The following is an 18,511-nucleotide window of genomic DNA, read 5'->3' as shown; positions in this document are numbered from 1 at the left end:
CCGGCATACGCAAGCTACTCGCCACGCAGGTTTTGATGTCGTTGGCAGGCCGCGGACCCGCACCATTCTGATCGTGCGGCGCACGGCCGCCGCTACATCGTCGCCGCGACGCGGTCACCCTGCTCTGACGCAGCGACGAGGTGCCCGGCAGCCTGGTCTACGGCGTGGCCGCGAGATTCGGCACGTATCCGTACACGCTGCTCTGGGAGCCGTTCATGACTCATCAGATTCCGGCAGATCACCCTGGCCGGGCTCGGGCTGCTCCTGGTCTGGGCGGCCGCGGCGGTCAGCGAGTCACGGTGGCACCGCGACGCAACGGCGCACCACCTGACTCGGGGATAGTGGTTGGCGGACCGCGTCAGCAGCACGGGTGGCGGCGTATGCCACGCCTCACCAACCCGGCTCAGGGCCGCCCCGTCCCTGTGAGGTACCACCGGCTCGACAGCCTGACCGCGCAACCAAGCCCATGATCGCATGCACGGATCTGCCGCTGACAAGGCGCGGCGTTGCCGCTCGCGATGCGGCTGCGGGAGCCGGCGTTGGTACCAGCCGAAGCACTGGGGCCGGCAGCTCACGATCCATCGCCGGTCGGCAGCCCGGTGCGAGCCCGGATCGGGGGAGTAGGTCGGCGTCCTGCCCAGGATCGGGGCCGAGTCAGTCGCGGCACCCGGCAGCGTGGCGAGCACTCCGTCCTCCTGATGAGGATATTGAACTTGAAGGTTCAGAGTCGTAAGGTGAACCACATGGTTCATCAACATGTCCTGGACCGGGTGTTCGCCTCGCTGGCCGATCCGACCCGCCGAGGCATTCTGATCCGACTCGGCGACGGCCCGGCCACCATCGGCGAGCTCGCCGAGCCCACCGGGATGAGCCTGACCGGTATGAAGAAGCACGTCCAGGTGCTCGAAGATGCCGGACTCGTCGTCACGGAGAAGGTCGGCCGGTCACGTCAGTGCCGCCTCGGCGCAGCGCCGCTGGATGAGGCGATGGCCTGGATCAGCTTCTACCAGCGGCTCTGGGCCCGCCGCCTCGACGGTCTCGACGCCTACCTCACCCTCCAGCCCGGCCCGAAGGGACAGAATTCATGACACTCGACATGCGGATCACGCGGCAACTGCCCGCGACACCGGAGGAGGTCTTCGACGCGTACACCGACGCCGAGAAGCAGAAGATCTGGTTCACCATCCTCGACGAGCAGCCCGGCATCGTCGAGATCGAGGTCGATCTGAGGGTCGGCGGACAGCAGACCGCGGTGTGGGGGCCCAACCCCGACATGCTGTTCCGGGAGACGCAGACGTTCGTCGAGATCGACCGCCCGCACCGACTCGTCACCGAGTCCACCGGCGCCAGCCCGGACGGCATGACCATGACGACCCGCATCGAGGTCACCTTCGAAGAGAAGGACGGCGGAACCCTGATGACCGTCGTCCAGAGCGGCTTCCCCGTCCCCGAGGTCCGTGACTTCTTCGTCAGCGAGGTGTGGGCCGGCGCGTTCGCCCGTATCGAGGCGTTCCTGGCCCGTCAACGCGGCACGGAGCCTGCTGATGTCTAGGTTCTCCCGGGTGGCGGTCGTCGGCCTCGGCGGCGCCACCGCCGTGGCGGTCAATCTCATCCTCTACGGCGTCGGGCGAGCAGCCGGCGGCACCTTCCAGTTCACCTCTTCCAACGGACCGGCCGAGGTCGACGCGCTCACCGTCGCTGGTTTCAGCGCGGTACCACTGCTGATCGGCCTTGCCGCAGTCGCTCTGCTGGCACCGCATGCCGCCTGGGTCATCCGGGCCGCCCTGGTCGTCGGCCCCGTGCTGGCGGTCGGCACGATCGCCCTGATGACCCTGCCCACCGACTTCGACACCGCGAGCAAAGCGACACTGGCCCTCTGCCACCTGACACTCGTCCCGATCACCATCGCCGCCGTGGTTGCCATCGGCCGACAGGCGGGGGCCAGCCGTGCCACCGTGCGGGCTCAGCAGAGGTGATCACCTCCCGCAGTCGTGTTGGCTACGGGCGACGTCGCCCTGATGGCTGCTGATCTCCAAGGGCAGGTCGAGGTGGCGGTACGGTGTGTCCGACGAAAGCCGCCGACCGTGCCAGCGCCGGCGCGATTGAGGAGGGCCGCCGCGTGGGCATGGCATTGATCGGACGCCGGTTGTCGGGCGAGGAGTTGACGGCGGTGCGCGCCGACCCGACGGCGGTCGACACGTTGCTGTACGGCGACCTCGACGACGATGAGGCGGAGATGCCCGAGCCTGAGCTGGACCTGGACAAGTCGTGGCACGGCATCCACTACCTGCTCACCGGCACCGCCTGGCTGATCGGTGAGGGCGCCGGCGCGGCGATCCTCGGCGGCGTCGAGATCGGCCAGGACGGTGGCTACGGTCCGCCCCGGCTGCTCGACCAGGACACCGTCCGCGCCGTCGCCACCGCGCTCGACGCCCTGGATGCGGAGACGTTGGCCGCCCGCTTCGACCCGGACGCCATGGCGGCGGCTGACATCTACCCGAACATCTGGACCAACGGCACTGACGACCTCGACTACCTGATGTCGCACTTCACCGAATTACGCCGCTTCTACCGCGCCGCAGCCACGAACGGCCAAGCGGTGCTGGTGGCCCTCGCCTGAGGCTGCCGCACGGCTGTCTTCGATTGCCGGTGGCGATCAGGCACCCGCTCTGCCAGGAGCCGCGGGCCGCATGGCTGGCGGGCGGGTCTGTCATCGCGGTACTCGGCGTGCAGTTCATGAAGATGGCGTCGGTCGGGTGGCTGCGGGTGCCGCCCATGCGGATCCCGGCGCAGTGGCGCGTGTCCGGAATCCTCGCGCCGATGCGCCGGACATTCCCTCTGCTGAGGCGGCCGTCCGGGAGTTCAGTGGGGATAGGCGCGGGGGACGCGTGCGTTGAGGAGTTCGTCGCGGAACGCTTGGATGCGCGTGATGACCTGTCGCCTGCCGATGGTGTTCTCGATGCGGTCCAGGTACAGGCATCGGGCGGCGAGCTTGTCGAGGTCGACGGTGAAGTAGATGGCCATCAGCGGGTTGACGAACAGGTCGCCGTCGCCGGTGCGCCGGGTGAACCGGACGTCTCCGAACGCGCCGCGGGTGGCGGCGGCGATCTGTCCTTGGACGATGCTCGGCCGGTCCGGGGTGGCGGCCTGGGCGTCGGCGACAGCATCGCGGTACAGCGCCGCCTCCCGGCTGGAACCGGGGATGGACAGGGCGCCGAGGTAGCCGCCGTCGCGGTCGAGTGCGGCGAGGTTCTCCAGCACCTGGACGTGGTTGACGCCGTCGTAGGCGTCGATGCCGAAGCCGAGGCTGGTCACCAGCTTGACCGGCACGTCCAGCGCGGTCAGGGCGGCCAGGCTGGTGATGTCCTCCACCGGGGTGCCGAGATCGGTTTCGTCGCCGCGCAGCAGGACGTCGGTGCCACCATCGACCAGCACCACCGCATCGATGTCGAGCTGCTCGATCAGGTACCGGTACGCCGCCCGTAGCGGCTGGACACCGAGGGGCGGAAAGGCGTACACGGTCGACGGCAGCTCCTGAGCCGCCAGCCACCGCGCGAGGGTCCGTTCGGGGAAGTACCAGTCCGGGCTGGTGGTGTCCGGCTGCACCGCCGCGACGTGCTCCGCCACCCACGCTTCCCGGTCGATCAACTCGAGCTGGGAGAAGGACAGGCTGGCCAGGTGCACCTGTGCGCCGCCGCGCCACAGGGCGAACGCCAAGGGCAGGCCGGCGTACACGTCGAACCCCCCGCCCGCGCCGGCGATGAGGATGCTGCGCGCCGGAGCCAGCGCGGCGAACAGCGGGGGAACGGCCAACGAGAACGCACCCGGGTCGGCCGACAGCGCGGCAGGGTTCATCACCGCTCAATGATCAGTCATGCCCATGCTTTCCATCTCGTGGGCCTGCTATGCGGCGCGGGTGATGCTGTCGTCGGTGGGTGGGCAGGCGAGGTGTCGGGTGTCGCTGCTCAGACCCGGGTGATGCGTACGGCGTCGGCGACCACGTACCCCGTCCCCGAGGCCCACCGGCTCACGCCGACCTTGTTGGCGTCTCCCGCGGTGAGGGTGAACGTGCCCAACGAACGCCACGTCCCGCCGTTGCTCCGCTGGTCCACGTACACGCTCTTGTTGCCCGTCGAGGTCACCACGATGTACGGGGTTGCCGCGTTGTTGCCGGCCGACGCCGGGTACCAGACCTCGACCCGGTAGGTGCCGGCCTCCGGGATGTTCACCTTGTACCAGGCGACGTCACTGGTGGCGACCGGCCGGGCGTGGCGGTAGCTGGTGCCGTACCGACCGGCGAGGGTGGAGGAGACGGCCCAGCCGGTGCCGGCGGTGAACCGCCCGGACGTGGTGTTGTCCACCACCGTGGTCCACGGGCCGAAGTACGTCGACCAGAGGTTGTGCGTCGGCCAGCTCGTCACCTTGCCGGCAGCGGTCCACAGGGCGGCGTCGATGTCGTCGTAGGAGAGCCCGGACGGGTCGTCGCGCTGGTTGAACAGCACCGCCCAACTCATCCCCTGGTGGCTCTTGACCAGCAGGCTGCGGGTGCCGGGGAGACTGCCGTTGTGCCAGAGGTTGTACTTCGTTCCGGTGCTGGTGGTGAACGGGCGTACCGCCCAACCCAGGCCGTAGTACCAGCCGCTGTCGTTCACCCCGGTCGCGGGCACCGCGGTCACCTTCGCCAGCGAGGTGCTGGTGAGCAGACCGCCGGCCCCGTCGAGCATGGTGGCCCAGCGGACCATGTCGACCGCGGAGGCGAGCCACCCACCGTTGGCGTCGTGCAGGGGCATGCTGAACGTGCCGTAGGGCGCCGGGACGATCGTGCCCGAGTTGTCCAGCACGGTGGGCCCGCTGTACTGCGAGCGGTAGCTCACCTCGCCTGCGAGCCGGGCCACGGAACTCCCGCCGGCCATCCGGGTGATGCCCAGTGGCGCGAGGAGCTTCTGCTTGACGTACGTCTCGTAGGACAGGCCGGTGACCTTCTCGATGACCCGACCGGCGAGGAAGTAGCCGTAGTTGTTGTACGACGCGGTGCTGCCCGGGTTGTGCTGCAACGGCTGGCCGGACATGTACCGCAGGATGTCCTCCCTGCGCAGCTCCATCGGCACGCCCAGCGCCTGCGCGATGATGAGGTCCCTGCCCAACAGCGGGTCGAACGTCATGCCCCGGTCCCAGCCGCCGAGGTGCTGAAGCAGCCGCCGCAGGGTCACCTGCGGCAGTCTCGGGTCGACGGATTGCCCGGGCGGTGGGATGAAGTCCAGCAGCGAGGTGACCGGATCGTCGAGGCCGACCAGGCCGTCCTGCGCCAGCCGGAGGACCGCCGCCGCCGTCAGCGACTTGGTGAGACTGGCGATCCGGAACAACGACGTCGGCTGGACCGTGTCCGTCGAGTTGTTGCCGTAGCCCCGGGCCAGCACCAGCCGGCCGTTGTACGTCACCGCGAGCTGCCCGGCGGTGATGCCCCGCACCTGCATGAACGCCTTCATGGTGTCGTCGAAACTGCTCAACGCCGACACCGGCGTACCGGTGGTGACCCACCCCTCCGCCGCCTGTGCCGGCGTGCCGGGCAGCGTGCCGGCGCCGGCCGCACCGACGCCCGTCGCGCCGACGAGCTTGCCGAACGTCCTCCTGCTGACCGAGCTCCGCACCACGTCCCGCCTCCCGTTGATCAAACCAGGAAGACCTTAACCGCAGGAATCCATGATGGACAGCGCTCGGAAGTCAGAGCGAAGCAGCTGCTCCTCGTTCTCCCCGCCGGGTTCGCGAAACGGAGACGGAGACCTCGCACAACATCGGAGCTACATCTGCGTCGGCTAGCCTCTGCTCATGGTCAACATGGAAGACCCCCAGGAAGTCACCGCCGCCTTCATGGCACAGATGCTGGGTGCCACGATCGTGGACACCGCGCCTCCGGGCTCCTTCGTTGCCGGCCTCCAGGAGTTGGTCGCCGATCGGGACGCCGGCAACCTCAGCGATGAGGAGTTCCACGCGCGCCTGGCGGACCTTCGGCGCACCCGGTAGGCGGGGTGACCTGCGCTGACTCCGACCGGCCGGCGCAGGTCCCCCCGCTGATCGGCCTTCCCTGGCAGGATTTCCGCTGCTACGACAGAGCGGTGCCATGTCCCGCCTCCACGGGGTCGTACCCCCACGTCTCCTGCACGGCAGGGCACCGACGCAGAGCACCGCCATCGAGCACGGGTCACTCAGCCGTACGCGCCCGCTCTGAAGCGGGGGAAGTACTCGCCTTGGCCTCCTCAATGACCAGCCTGCCCCCGCATGGGACCGTCAGGACGGACGGCGAAGCCCTCGGCCACCCTCGATGGGCACCAGGTGCCGCTCTTGTTGAGCTCCGATCAAGGTGCAGCACGTGTGGTGTGCCGAGCCCGTCGGTCGGCGAGGCCGAGATGTGGGTCGTCACCAGGAACGCCGACGCAGTCGAACCGCGCAGCTCTGGTGAAGGTCGCGCCGCCGAGTAGCCACCGAGTGACAGCCGCGTACGGGAACCAGGCATCGCCGAGCCGGGCTCGGCGAGCCGTGATGACTTCCGCCGGATCGCCGAGCGCGTCGCCCCCTGAGCAGATCAGGCCGACCTCCAAACGCCGCGGCGTTCGACGGCCGACCGGGGGAGCCCCGGCCGGCCGCCGCGCCGCCGGGTCAGCGCTCGCCGCGGACCCGTCGGACGGTGTCGCGGTACCACAGCGCGCTGCGCTTCGGGGTCCGCTGCTGGGTGGCGTAGTCGACCCGGACGATGCCGAACCGCTTGTCGTAGCCGTACGCCCACTCGAAGTTGTCCAGCAGCGACCAGGCGAAGTAGCCGCGCACGTCGGCTCCGGCCAGCCGGGCGCGGGCCACCGCGCGCAGGTGCTCGGCCAGGTACTCCACCCGGTCGTCGTCGGCGACAAAGCCCTCGGCGTCGGGCTGGTCGTCGAAGGCCGCGCCGTTCTCGGTGATCACCATCGGCACGCCCGGGTAGTCCTTGCTGAGCCGCACCAGCAGCTCGGTGAAGGACTCCGGCACGATCTCCCAGTCCATCGCGGTGCGCGGCAGGTCCCGCCGCACCACCCGCTGCACCGGTCGACCCTCGTCGTCGCGCTCCCGGCCCTGCTCGTCGACGCCGGAGAAGAGCTGCCCGAAGTAGAAGTTGACCCCGAGCACGTCGATCGGGGTGGAGATCACCTCGAGGTCGCCCTCCGCGACGGGGATGCGCACCCCCTCGCGGGCCAGGTCGGCCACCACGTCCTCCGGGTACCGGCCGTGGAACAGCGGGTCCAGGTAGAGCCGGTTGCCCAGCCCGTCGGCGGCGCGGGCGGCGTCCCGGTCGGCCGGGCTGTCGGTGGCCGGGTCGGCGGTGGCCAGGTTCACGGTGATGCCCAGGTCCACCGGACCCGGGGCGGCCGCCCGCAGCCGCTGGGTGGCCAGTCCGTGCCCGAGCAGCAGGTGGTGCACGGCGGAGATCGCGTCGCCCAGGTTGCGCCGGCCCGGGGCGTGCGCGCCGTAGGCGTAGCCGAGCATCGCCGAGCACCACGGCTCGTTCAGCGTGGTCCAGGTCTTCACCCGGTCACCGAGGGCGTCGAAGACCAGCTCCGCGTAGTCGGCGAACCGGTAGGCGGTGTCCCGGACCGGCCAGCCGCCGGCGTCCTCCAGCTCCTGCGGCAGGTCCCAGTGGTAGAGGGTGACCCAGGGGTCGACGCCGCGGCCGAGCAGCTCGTCGACGAGGCGGTCGTAGAAGGCCAACCCGGCCGGGTTGGCCGGCCCGCGCCCACCCGGCTGCACCCGGGGCCAGGCCACCGAGAAGCGGTACGTGTCCAGGCCCAGGTCGGCGATGAGAGCGACATCCTGCGGCATCCGGTGGTAGTGATCGCAGGCCACGTCCCCGTTGTCGGCGTTGGCGACCGCGCCGGGCACCCGACAGAAGGTGTCCCAGATCGACGGTGTCCGGCCGTCCTCGGCGACCGCGCCCTCGATCTGGTACGACGACGTCGCCACCCCCCACCGGAACGTCGGCGGCAGGGTGTCGATCGGGTCGGCCTGCCCGGTCGTCGTCGGTCGGGTGAGGTCGCTGTCCATGGTTCTCCTCGCGGTTGCGGGTGGATCGGGTACGCGGGTGGACGCCGGGCCGGTCGGACCGCGGCTCACCGGGGGACCGCCTGCTCGGCGGGGTGCAGCCAGCAGGCCACGGTCCGGCCCGGGTCGTGGTCGGCGGGCGGGCCGAGCGGTGGCAGGCGGCTGTCGCAGGGGTCGAAGGCGCGGGGGCAGCGCGGGTGGAAGGCGCAGCCGGTCGGCATCGCCCGCAGGTCCGGCGGTGAGCCGGGAATGCCGGTCAGCTCCCGGCGCGGGCCGCGCAGCGCCGGGAACGAGTGCAGCAGCCCGTCGGTGTACGGGTGCAGGGCGTGGCGGTACAGCTGTCCGGCCGGCGCCTCCTCGATGATCCGGCCGCCGTACATGATGGCGATGCGGTCGGAGAACTCCACCAGCAACGACAGGTCGTGGGTGATGAACAGCACCGCGAAACCGAGCCGCTCACGCAGCTCGGCGAGCTGGCCGAGGATCTGCCGCTGCATCACCACGTCCAGGGCCGTGGTGGGCTCGTCCATGATGACGACCTGCGGCTCCAGCGCCAGCGCCATCGCGATCATGACGCGCTGCCGCATGCCGCCAGAGAGCTGGTGGGGGTAGCTGTCCAGCCGGTCGGCGGCGATGCCGACCAGCCGCAGCAGGTCCCGGGCCCGGGCCAGCCGGGCCGCCGGCGTGCTCCGCGGCTCGTGCGCCCGGATGACGTCGATCAGCTGGGTGGAGACCCGGTGCACCGGGTTGAGCGAGTTCATCGCCCCCTGGAACACGATGGACGTCTCGGCCCAGCGGAACGCCCGCAGCTGGGCCGGGGTCAGCCTCAGCACGTCGATCGGCGGACCGTCGGCCGGGTGGTAGATCACCTCGCCGCCACTGATCACCCCCGGCGGGGGGAGCAGCCGGGTCAGCCCGTACGCCAGGGTGGACTTGCCGCTGCCGCTCTCCCCGGCCAGGCCCAGCACCTCGCCGCGGTGCAGGGTGAGGTCCACGTCGCGGACCGCGTGCACCGCCTCGTCGCCCAACCCGTAGTCCACCCGGAGCTTGCGGATCTCCAGCACCGGCTCGCTCATCGGAACCTTTCCTGCACTCGCGACCGCCGCGCTGCTCGCGCTCACCGGGCGACCTCCTTCTGTTGCGGGGCGACCGGTTCCGGGCGCGGCCCGGGGGCCGCCGCGGGCTGCGCCAGCACGGGGGTGAACCCGACCCGCATCCGCACGACCTGGCCGTTGGCGGCCCGGACCCGGGTCCGGCCGGCGCTGCGCAGCCGAGGGCTGACGAACTCGTCGATGCCGAAGTTGATCAGCGCCAGGGCGGTGCCCAGCAGGGCGATGGCCAGCCCGGCCGGCACGAACCACCACCAGGCACCCTGGGCGAGCGCCTGCTGGCTCTGCGCCCAGAACAGGATAGTGCCCCAGTTCCACGACGAGATCGACGAGATGCCGATGAAGGCCAGGGTGATCTCCGACATGACCGCGAAGATGACCGTGCCGACGAAGCCGGAGGCGATGATCGCGGTCAGGTTCGGCAGGACCTCGAACACGATGATCCGCCAGGTGGTCTCGCCGGTGGCCCGGGCCGCCTCCACGTAGTCGCGCCGGCGCAGCGACAGCGTCTGCGCGCGCAGCACCCGGGCGCCCCACGCCCACGAGGTGAGGCCGATGACCAGCGCGACGACCAGGTCGCCGGCGTCGGTGACGGTGGACGTGACGATGATGATCAGCGGCAGCGCCGGGATCACCAGGAACACGTTGGACAGCGCGGAGAGCCCGTCGTCGTAGAACCCGCCGAGGTAGCCGGCGGTCACCCCGACCAGGACGGAGAGCACGGTGGCCACCACTCCGGCGGTGAGGCCGACCAGCATCACCCCCCGGGTGCCGACCAGGATCTGGCTGAACACGTCCTGACCGAGGTGGGTGGTGCCGAACCAGTGCTGCGCCGAGGGCGGCTGGAGCAGGTCGGCGCTGCGGGCGTCCGGGTCGTACGGGGCGATCCACGGCCCGATCACCGCGAGCAGCGCGTACAGCGCGACCACGGCCAGGCCGGTCGCGGCCTTGGCGTTGGCGACGAAGCGCCACCGCCGGCGTCGCACGGCGGCGGGCTGCGCCATCGCGCCCTGCTTCGGGATGACCTGTTCGATGCTGGAGGTGGGGATGCTCACGACTCAGCCCTCCTTGCGGGTACGCGGGTCGAGCGCCAGGTACGCCAGGTCGGCCAGCAGGTTCGCCACCAGCACCGAGAGGGTGATGACCAGGAAGATGCCCTGCATCAGCGGGTAGTCCTTGGCGCTGACGGCCCGGAAGAGCAGGAAGCCCAGCCCCGGGTAGGAGAAGACGATCTCCACCAGCAGGGTGCCGCCGACGATGAAGCCCAGCGACAGCGCGAAGCCGGCCACGTTCGGCAGCAGCGCGTTGCGGGCGGCGTAGCTCAGCGCCACCCGCCGTTCCGGCAGGCCCTTGGCGTGCGCCACGGTGATGTAGTCCTCCGCGGCCACGGTCACCATCATGTTGCGCATGCTGAGGATCCAGCCGCTCATCGACGAGACCAGGATGGTCGCGGCGGGCAGCAGGCTGTGCTGCACGGCGCTGCCCAGGAAGATGGTGTCCAGCGCCGGGACCAGGCCCGGCTCGTACCCGCCGGAGGAGGGGAAGAAGCTGCCCGGACCGGCGAGCAGGGCGATCGCGACGAGGCCCAACCAGAAGTACGGCACCGAGGAGAGGAACGTGGTGGCCGGCAGCAGCCCGTCCAGCCAGGAGCCGCGCCGCCAGCCGGCCAGCACGCCCAGGCCGGTGCCGAGGGCGAAGCTGACCAGGGTGGTGATCCCGACCAGGGCGAGGGTCCACGGCAGGGCGTCGGCGATCACCTCCGAGACCGGCGCGGGGAACGCGGTGAACGACAGCCCCAGGTCGCCGCGGAGCAGCTGGGCCCAGTAGTCGACGTACTGGTCCCAGAGGTTCTCGTCGGTGTCGATGCCGAAGAGCACGTAGAGCGAGTTGATCGCGTCGGTGCTGAGCTGGCCCTGGTAGCGGGAGATCAGCGACTTGACCGGGTCACCCGGGATCAGCCGGGGGATGAAGAAGTTGATGGTCAGCGCCGCCCACGCGGTGAACAGGTAGAAGGCCGCCCGGCGCAGCAGGTAGATCATCGGTTCACCGCCACGACGTCCTCGGCCGCGGTGGTCTGCGGGTCGTAGAGCCAGCAGGCCGCCCAGTGGCCGGGCCGGTCCCCGACCTCCAGCCGCTCCGGCAGGTCGGTGGCGCAGCGGGGCATCGCCGCCGGGCAGCGCGGGTGGAAGCGGCAGCCGGCCGGTGGCCGGATCAGGCTCGGCGGCTCCCCGTCGCCCCGGTCCCGATCCTCGTCGCGGGCCTCGCCGGTGAGCCGTTCCGGGTCGGGCGCCGAGGCGATCAGCAGCCGGGTGTACGGGTGCGCCGGGTGCTGGGTGACGGTCTCGCTGTCGCCCCCCTCCACCAGGCGTCCCGCGTACATCACCAGGGTCTCGTCGGCGAAGTAGCGGGCCGAGGCGATGTCGTGGGTGATGTAGAGGATGGCCAGGTGGAGCCGTTCCTTCAGGTCTCGGAGCAGGTTGAGCACGCCGAGGCGGATGGAGACGTCGAGCATGGAGACCGGCTCGTCGGCGAGCAGCACCTGCGGGTCGGCGCCGAGGGCCCGGGCGATCGCGACCCGCTGCCGCTGCCCGCCGGAGAGCTCGTGCGGGAACTTGTTCAGGTAGCGCTCGGGCGGGGTGAGTGAGACCCGCTCCAGCAGGCGGGCCAGGGCCGCGTCGAGCTCGGCGGCGCCGCGGCCGGCGTTGCCGTGGATGCGCAGCGCCCGGGTCAGGTGGTACCGCACGGTGTGCACCGGGTTCAGCGACGCGAACGGGTCCTGGAAGATCAGCTGCACCCGGCGGGCGTACGCCCGGAAGGGCCGCCCGCCGTGGACGGTGACCGGCTCGCCGTGCAGCCGGACGGTGCCGGCGGTGCGGGGGTAGAGCTGCGCGAGCAACCGGGCCACCGTCGACTTGCCGGAGCCGGACTCGCCGACCAGGGCGGTGACCCGGCCACGGCGCAGGGTGAGATGGACGTCGTCGACCGCGCGCACGGCCGGCCGGGCGCCGGAGAAGAGGCCACGCAGCCGCCTGCGGACGGGGAAGTGCTTGGTCAGGCCGACCGCCTCCAGCACCTCCTCGCCGACGGCCGGGGCGTCCGGGGTGGACGGTGTCATGCCGTTTCCTGTCTGCTCGGAAGGGTGGTCGCCGGGGGCCCGGGCGGCGTGCTCGCCGCCGCCCGGGCCGCAGCGGGTCAGGAGCTGGCGGGCCGCAGGTGCAGCACGACGTCGGCGGCGTTCGGCTGGGTCGGCTGGGCCGCGCCGTAGGCGTTCGCGTCGTCCGGCCAGCCGGTCCAGTTCTTGGTGCTGTAGGCGGCGCCGACGTTGTCCGCGCCGACCGGGATCATCGGCATCTGCTCGACGAAGACCTTCTGCAGGGTGGCCAGGGCCGCGGTCCGCGCCGCGTCGTCGGTGGCGTTGGCGTACGCGACCAGTGCGGCGGTGGCCTGTGGGTTGTTGAAGCGACCGAAGTTGCCGGCCGGGGAGGCCTTGCCGATCGGCTTGAGCAGCCGGCCGTCCATCACCGTCTGGTAGATGTCGTACGGGGTGGCGCCGCCGTTGGTCCACCGGAAGGTGGCGTCGAACTTGCCCTCCTCCACGTTGCGGAACCAGGCGTCCTGGTTGGCCTTGTCGACGGTGGCGGTGATGCCGATCTTCGACAGGTTGTCCTTCACGATCTCCAGGCTGGTCTGGTAGTCCGACCAGCCGGCGGGGTCGGTCAGGGTGAGGGTGACCGGCTTGCCGGTCGGGTCGAGCAGGGTGTTGCCGGAGTACTTGAACCCGGCGTCGGTCAGGGTCTTCTTCGCCCCGTCGACGTCGACCCGGTGCTCCTGCCCCTTGAACTCCGGGGAGATGAACGCGTCACCGGCCGGGCTGGGCAGGCCGGTCACGCTGCGCACGAGGGGGTGGAAGTAGCCCGCCTCGGCCTGCTGGAAGATGTCCTCCCGGTTGATCACCATGTTCATCGCCCGGCGCAGCGCCGGGTTGTCGAACGGCTTCTTGGTGGTGTTGACGTAGAGGCCGTGGATGCCGAGCACCGCCGGCGCCCAGATCTTGTGGTGGGCCGGATCCTTGCCGATGAAGACGGTCTTGACGTTGGGGATGAAGACGAAGCTCCACTCGGACTCGCCGTTGGCCAGGGCGGTGGTCTGCGCGTTGTTGTCGGTGTAGGAGGTGTAGCGCAGCTCCTTGACCTTCGGCAGTTCCTGCCAGTAGCCGCCGGTGCGCACCGAGAGGGTGGTGGTCTGCGGGGTGAACGACTTGAGCGTGTAGGCCCCGCTGCCGATCGGGTTCTTGTTGATGTCGGTGGCCGGATCCTTGATCGCCGACCAGATGTGCTTCGGCACGATCGGGACCTGAGCGATGATCTTCTGCTGGTTGACGAACTGCGGAGAGTCGAAGGTGAGGGTCACCTCGTTGCCGCTGCTCGACACCGACTTGTACGGCGTCGCCGACTGGTTCAGGCCCTCGTTCTCCTTGACCAGGTTGTAGGTGAACGCGACGTCCTCGGCGGTGACCGGCTTTCCGTCCGACCAGGTGGCGTCCGTGCGGATGGTCACCTTGACCGAGGTGTAGTCGGGGCTCCACTCGGCCTTGGTGGCCAGCCATGGCTTGAACGGCTCGGCCGGCTTGACCGGGTTCCACATCATCAGCGGCTCGTAGATCTGCCAGCGGTAGCCCAGGGACGATGCCGAGGAGGTGGTGAGGAACGGGTTGTGGTTCTCCGTCTGCGGGCCGTTGGGCATGCCGACGTTGAGCACGGTGGCGCCGCCGCCCTTGGTGTCCCGGGCCCGGGTGTTGGCGGTCTCGCCACAGCCGGTCAGGGCCACCGCGCTGGCCAGCGCGACGGCGACGAACTGTCGTCTTCTCATGGTGATCTCCCTCGGTGCTCCCGTGTCCGGAAGCGGGGTGGTGGTGGGTGGAGAGGGTGTGCGATGTCGTCGCCGGCGGCGGGTGTGCCGGCCGGCGTCGGCGGATGGTGCGGACAGCGGATCAGGTGGAGCCGGTGGAGCCGGTCGAGGCGCGGACGGTGAGGGTGGTGGGGATGACGGTGGGGGCGTCGGGCAGGGGCGCGCCGTCGAAGTGGCCGATGAGCGCGCGGGCCGCCGCCGCTCCCATCTGCCGCAGCGGCTGGCGTACGGAGGTCAGCGGTGGGTGGGTGTGCGAGGCCAGTGGCAGGTCGTCGAAGCCGACGACCGCCACGTCGTGCGGCACCCGGCGGCCGGCGTCGCGGAGCGCCTGGAGTGCCCCGGCGGCGGAGAGGTCGTTGTGGGCGAAGACGGCGTCGAACGGCACGTCGTCGGCGAGCAGCCGTTGCACCGCCGCGCGCCCGCAGTCGAAGGTGAAGTCGCCCTCCACCACCAGGGCCGCGTCGACCGGCTGTCCGGCGTCGGCGTAGCCGCCGAGGAAGCCGGCCAACCGGGCGTGGGTGCAACCGAAGCGTCGCGGCCCGGTGACGACGAGCGGGCGTCGCCGGCCCAGGCCCAGCAGGTGGGTGGCGGCGGCGTGGGCGCCGGCCTCATTGGTGGTCTGCACCGAGGGGAAGCGGGGCTGGTGGCCGCGGTCGTCGACGAGGATGACCGGCAGGCCCCGCTCGTGCAGGGCGGTGATGTGGTCGAGGGTGCCCTCCGGCTCGACCACCAGCAGCCCGTCGAAGGATCGGGCGGAGACCTGGGAGGTGAACCGCCGCATCGACTCGTCACCCCGGTCGCAGGTGAACAGCAGCAGGCCGTACCCCGCGGCCTCGACGACGTCGACCACGCCCTGGAGCACCTCGCCCATCCACGGCCAGGTGAGGGCGGGCACCAGCATGCCGACCACGCGGGTCCGGCCGCGGGCCAGCCCGACCGCGCGGGCGCTCGGCACGTAGCCCAGGTCGGTGATGACCCCGCGGACCCGGTCCGCCGTGCCCGCCCGGACCTCGCCCTTGCCGTTGAGCACGCGGGAGACGGTCGTCTTGCTCACTCCCGCCCGGGCGGCGACGTCGGCGATGGTGATCGGCACGTGACGACTCCCGGGCGACTTGGAGGGGCTTCGGAACCGGTTGCGGAAGCGGTTCCGTCGCAGTCAACCGAAGTGAGCCCGGTCACGTCAATAACGGCCAGGTAACGAAACATGACTAATTTCAAGAGGTTAAAGAAGCGGGTGGGATCGAAACCGGTCGTGCGCGGCCCCGTTGGTGACCGACGGTGTGCGGCAGGCTGTGCGGACGGCGCAGGGAGTGTCCAGGGGCGGACTGCCGAGGGTGTTCCGGGCCGGCGCGTCGGCGGGGTGTGGCTCAAGGTCGTTTGCCGTCAGGTGGCCGTGGACCAGCGGCCGGGCGGGTGCGGTGGTCGACGCGGGTGGCCAACGATCAGCAGGCGATTGCGGACCTGATCGGTGGGGTCAGCGCGAAGGTGTCAACCGAGGTCGTACGGATCCCGAGCAGCTATCGCCTCAGGCTCCGACAACCCCAGGCGGCTGGCGACCCGTCGCCGTATGCGGACCTGGGCACGCGTTCGTGGCCGGAACTTCGGCTCCCGCGCGCACCCGCAGGCCTGGAAGCCCTCGTAGCGCAGTCCCGCCTCGAGAACTGCCGTAACGGCGGCCCACCCGGAGTCATTCCGTCGACGGGGGGCCGCGAAGTCGTGCCCAGCGAAGATCATCGGCTGCCGACACGACGTGCATGGGTGCTTCGCGCCGTCCCTTGGGTACTTGTGACTACGACGGCACGACACGCACACGTAGTGGACCTTGTAAGTGGTCTCGGCGTACCGGCACATGTCCGCATGCTAGCGGCTTGTCGGGGCGCGGCGGCACCGCATCAGCCGCACCGGACCGGCCCGGATCGACCTGCCGTACGCGTACCTCCGGGGGCGAGCGGGCCCGCCCCAACTACACCGGCCCACCGTGGACTCCTGGTACCGGCAGCGGTGGACCGGCCGTACCAGGTGGACGGTGGTGCCTCTGTCAATCGCGCAGCGCGTCGTCGACACCGCTCTCCCGGCGGCCGAGGTGGACCGGGTCGCGGCCGGACAGCACGTCCCACGCGGCCTTGACGCAGGCCCCGTGTTCCCGCGTGGCGCCGACCCGCCACGCTGTGCGGTACCGCCTGACCGTCTCGTCGCCCACGCCGTTGGCGTCCACACCGAGCCGCCGGCACAGCGCCACGGCCCGGGGGAGATGGAACGACTGGGTCACCACCGTCGCCCGGTCCACCCCGAAGATCCGCTTCGCGCGGAAGCACGAGTCGTAGGTGTCGAAGCCGGCGTGATCGAGCACCACATTCTCGGACGCGACGCCCCGGTCGACCAGCCAACGCCGCATCGCGCCGGGCTCGTCGTAGTCCCAGTCCATGTGGTCGCCCGAGACCAGGATCGCGCGGACCCTGCCGGCGGCGAGCAGCTGTCGAGCGATCTCCAGGCGGGCGGCGAGGAACGCGGACGGCAACCCGTCCCGGTCGACCTGCGCGCCCAGCACCAGAGCGACCGGCGCCTCCGGCACATCCTCGACGGTGAAGAGGTGCCCCTCGGCCTGGGAGCGGACCCAGCTCACACTGGCCACCGTGGTGACCAGCCCGACCGCAGTGCCGACGACGACGGCCAGTACGGCGCGGCGAAGCCAGCGTGCGGCGCCGCCGTTGCCCGGCCGGCGCAACCGACTCATCGCTTGATTCAGCACGTGACCAAGTATCACCGGATCCGGCAGCCCGCACGGTCCCCGCGCGGCGCCACCGATCACCCGGCCGCCACCGCTGGGCGAACCTGCCCGGCGGTGGCGGCCACGGCCCAGAACGAGCGGCGCCGGACTGCCCCGGTCGGGCTCAACGCCCGCCGGAACGCCGCCGCCGGGCCCGCTCGTAGTCCTGGAAGCGGGCCTTCGCGATCACCGACCGGTCCGCGGTGCGCAGCACCAGACCCTCGGACTGGCCCGGCGTGCCGTCCAGCGCCACCAGGGTGTGCGGCAGCCGGTCGGCCAGGAACGCGTACGTCTTGTCCAGGTCGCGGGGCAGCTCGGTGGCGTCCACCGTGGCCAGCCGGGGCACGGTCGCCAGGTCGTGCGCCTGCGCCCGGTCCAGCAGCGCCGACTCGTCGAGGAAGGGCTGGCCGCCGCCGTCGCGCCAGGCGGCGATCCGCTCGGCCGGCAGCTCCAGCAGGTCGGCGTACCCGTCGAGTTCGACCACGTCGAAGAGCCGGTGACCGACCCGGCGGCTGTCCGTGTACTGCTTCGACGCGCCGGTCACCTTGCCGCCGTACACCTCGAAGTACCAGACGGTGATCCGGTCGCCGGCCTCGGCGCGCAGCCGCTCGGCCAGGTCGCGCAGCGCGTCCACGATGCCCAGGGCCGGGTTGCCGATCAGGTCGCCGCGCGCGTACAGCAGCTCCTCGCGGCTGCCGATCAGATACCCGCCGCCCGGGGTGACGATGATCCGGCTGTTGGTGCCGTCCACCATCTCGGTGAGGGTGACCGCCCCGGTGAACCCGACGACCTCGTCCTCGCGCAGCCCGCCGTCGCGCGGGTCGAGCGCGTGGTACGTCGGGATCGACGGGTACTTGGTCAGCGAGTTGAGCGCCCGCAGGTCGGCGGTCCGGAGGTCGAAGTTCGGCATGGCGTTCCTCCCCGTGATCCACCCGCGGCGGCGGTCGGCGCGGCGGCCGGCAGCGTATCCCGGTCCGATCCGCAGCCGCGTGTCCTTTTTCGAACTCCGAGCGTCTGCTCCACGCAGGCCTGTCCGTGCAAAAACAACGGTATGAACTGCTGCACTTCTACGGCACCCACTCCGTCGACATCGACGGCGAACTCGCCCAGCTCGACACCGACGGTTACCGGCCGCTGCGGCTGGCCGCGGCCGCCCCGGGAAGCAGCTGACCGCGCTTGAGTTGAGGTCTTCCACCTTCGGCTCGCGCGTCAGCGGATCAAGAACGGCGGTTGGCTGGCGTCCCGGCAGCCTCGTCGACCGGAGGTTCCTGGCCGACGTCGGCCCGCTCATGGGCGGTGTCGGCCCATTGAGACTGGCAGGGTCATGTAATCCAACTGCCTCCTATTCCTGCCTGCGGTCCTTTCCGTGGTAGCTGACGGTGATGACTACTTCGAAGGCTCCGATGCTGGTCGTACGAAGAAGGTGATGTCGCTGCTGGTGGCGATGACGAGGGTGCGCCCAGAGGGAGAGAATCCTGCGGCGCGCAGCTCGGAGTAGTTCGCATGGAAGATGCGCCACCAACACTCGCCAGCAGGGCCTCGGCAGAGGCCGCCGTAGTCGGACAGCAGCCCGCGGTGGTGGGGCCAGTCCAGTGCGAAAACGTCGAGGGTCCAGCGGTCATCAGTGGTGGTGTGTAGGCCGCCGCCGAACAGGCCCCGTCCG

General features: G+C 70.7%; 17 protein-coding genes. 6 read left to right on the top strand and 11 right to left on the bottom strand.

What is annotated here, in order from left to right:
- The first annotated feature begins 743 nt into the window (after positions 1-743).
- From AC5L3Z_RS28770 to AC5L3Z_RS28755, 4 genes are all read left to right on the top strand, one after another.
- Positions 744-1,088: an ArsR/SmtB family transcription factor gene (locus tag AC5L3Z_RS28770; protein ID WP_494846406.1), complete on the top strand. Its 345-nt coding sequence runs from the start codon at positions 744-746 to the stop codon at positions 1,086-1,088.
- Entirely contained in the window at positions 1,085-1,552 is a 468-nt protein-coding gene (locus tag AC5L3Z_RS28765) for an SRPBCC family protein (RefSeq protein ID WP_494846404.1), read from the top strand. The genes AC5L3Z_RS28770 and AC5L3Z_RS28765 overlap by 4 nt, the downstream gene beginning before the upstream one ends.
- A gap of 10 nt (positions 1,553-1,562) precedes the next feature.
- The gene (locus AC5L3Z_RS28760; protein ID WP_494846402.1) at positions 1,563-1,976 is read left to right on the top strand and encodes a DUF6069 family protein; all 414 of its coding nucleotides are present in this window, start codon (positions 1,563-1,565) and stop codon (positions 1,974-1,976) included.
- 149 nt (positions 1,977-2,125) lie between these two features.
- Complete coding sequence (locus tag AC5L3Z_RS28755) at positions 2,126-2,620, top strand: YfbM family protein (protein WP_494846417.1); 495 nt, start codon at positions 2,126-2,128, stop codon at positions 2,618-2,620.
- 242 nt (positions 2,621-2,862) lie between these two features.
- Here the strand turns inward: AC5L3Z_RS28755 and AC5L3Z_RS28750 are convergent, their stop codons facing one another.
- On the bottom strand, positions 2,863-3,855 hold the full coding sequence (locus AC5L3Z_RS28750; RefSeq protein ID WP_494846415.1) for a DUF1152 domain-containing protein: 993 nt from the start codon (positions 3,853-3,855) through the stop codon (positions 2,863-2,865).
- Between the two features lie 110 nt (positions 3,856-3,965).
- On the bottom strand, positions 3,966-5,651 hold the full coding sequence (locus AC5L3Z_RS28745; RefSeq protein ID WP_494846400.1) for a serine hydrolase: 1,686 nt from the start codon (positions 5,649-5,651) through the stop codon (positions 3,966-3,968).
- 175 nt (positions 5,652-5,826) lie between these two features.
- Here AC5L3Z_RS28745 and AC5L3Z_RS28740 point away from each other — a divergent pair, with 175 nt between their 5' ends.
- Positions 5,827-6,021: a hypothetical protein gene (locus tag AC5L3Z_RS28740; RefSeq protein ID WP_494846399.1), complete on the top strand. Its 195-nt coding sequence runs from the start codon at positions 5,827-5,829 to the stop codon at positions 6,019-6,021.
- A gap of 633 nt (positions 6,022-6,654) precedes the next feature.
- Here the strand turns inward: AC5L3Z_RS28740 and AC5L3Z_RS28735 are convergent.
- The 9 genes from AC5L3Z_RS28735 to AC5L3Z_RS28695 all read right to left on the bottom strand — a co-directional run bounded on the left by AC5L3Z_RS28735 (position 6,655) and on the right by AC5L3Z_RS28695 (position 17,758).
- Positions 6,655-8,067, bottom strand: a complete 1,413-nt coding sequence (locus AC5L3Z_RS28735; RefSeq protein WP_494846397.1) for a GH1 family beta-glucosidase — start codon at positions 8,065-8,067, stop codon at positions 6,655-6,657.
- Positions 8,068-8,132: 65 nt separating this feature from the next.
- Complete coding sequence (locus AC5L3Z_RS28730) at positions 8,133-9,140, bottom strand: ABC transporter ATP-binding protein (RefSeq protein ID WP_494846413.1); 1,008 nt, start codon at positions 9,138-9,140, stop codon at positions 8,133-8,135.
- Between the two features lie 41 nt (positions 9,141-9,181).
- Positions 9,182-10,228 carry an ABC transporter permease gene (locus AC5L3Z_RS28725; protein ID WP_494846396.1) on the bottom strand — a complete coding sequence of 349 codons (1,047 nt, stop codon included), beginning with the start codon at positions 10,226-10,228 and terminating at the stop codon, positions 9,182-9,184.
- A gap of 3 nt (positions 10,229-10,231) precedes the next feature.
- Positions 10,232-11,212 (bottom strand): ABC transporter permease, encoded by a 981-nt coding sequence (locus tag AC5L3Z_RS28720; RefSeq protein WP_494846395.1) that lies wholly within the window; start codon positions 11,210-11,212, stop codon positions 10,232-10,234.
- The gene (locus AC5L3Z_RS28715) at positions 11,209-12,288 is read right to left on the bottom strand and encodes an ABC transporter ATP-binding protein (RefSeq protein ID WP_494846394.1); all 1,080 of its coding nucleotides are present in this window, start codon (positions 12,286-12,288) and stop codon (positions 11,209-11,211) included. The genes AC5L3Z_RS28720 and AC5L3Z_RS28715 overlap by 4 nt, the downstream gene beginning before the upstream one ends.
- A gap of 77 nt (positions 12,289-12,365) precedes the next feature.
- Complete coding sequence (locus AC5L3Z_RS28710) at positions 12,366-14,042, bottom strand: ABC transporter substrate-binding protein (RefSeq protein WP_494846392.1); 1,677 nt, start codon at positions 14,040-14,042, stop codon at positions 12,366-12,368.
- 121 nt (positions 14,043-14,163) lie between these two features.
- The gene (locus AC5L3Z_RS28705) at positions 14,164-15,174 is read right to left on the bottom strand and encodes a LacI family DNA-binding transcriptional regulator (protein ID WP_494846391.1); all 1,011 of its coding nucleotides are present in this window, start codon (positions 15,172-15,174) and stop codon (positions 14,164-14,166) included.
- A gap of 945 nt (positions 15,175-16,119) precedes the next feature.
- On the bottom strand, positions 16,120-16,815 hold the full coding sequence (locus AC5L3Z_RS28700) for a SanA/YdcF family protein (protein WP_494846390.1): 696 nt from the start codon (positions 16,813-16,815) through the stop codon (positions 16,120-16,122).
- Positions 16,816-16,972: 157 nt separating this feature from the next.
- On the bottom strand, positions 16,973-17,758 hold the full coding sequence (locus AC5L3Z_RS28695) for an RNA ligase family protein (RefSeq protein ID WP_494846388.1): 786 nt from the start codon (positions 17,756-17,758) through the stop codon (positions 16,973-16,975).
- A 125-nt stretch (positions 17,759-17,883) separates the two neighbouring features.
- Here AC5L3Z_RS28695 and AC5L3Z_RS28690 point away from each other — a divergent pair, with 125 nt between their 5' ends.
- Positions 17,884-18,018 (top strand): hypothetical protein, encoded by a 135-nt coding sequence (locus AC5L3Z_RS28690; RefSeq protein WP_494846386.1) that lies wholly within the window; start codon positions 17,884-17,886, stop codon positions 18,016-18,018.
- Positions 18,019-18,511: the final 493 nt, after the last annotated feature.

Source organism: Micromonospora sp. LZ37 (assembly GCF_059359015.1).
The sequence above is the reverse complement of the archived record's forward strand: the minus strand, read 5'-3'. Positions and strand labels throughout refer to the sequence as shown.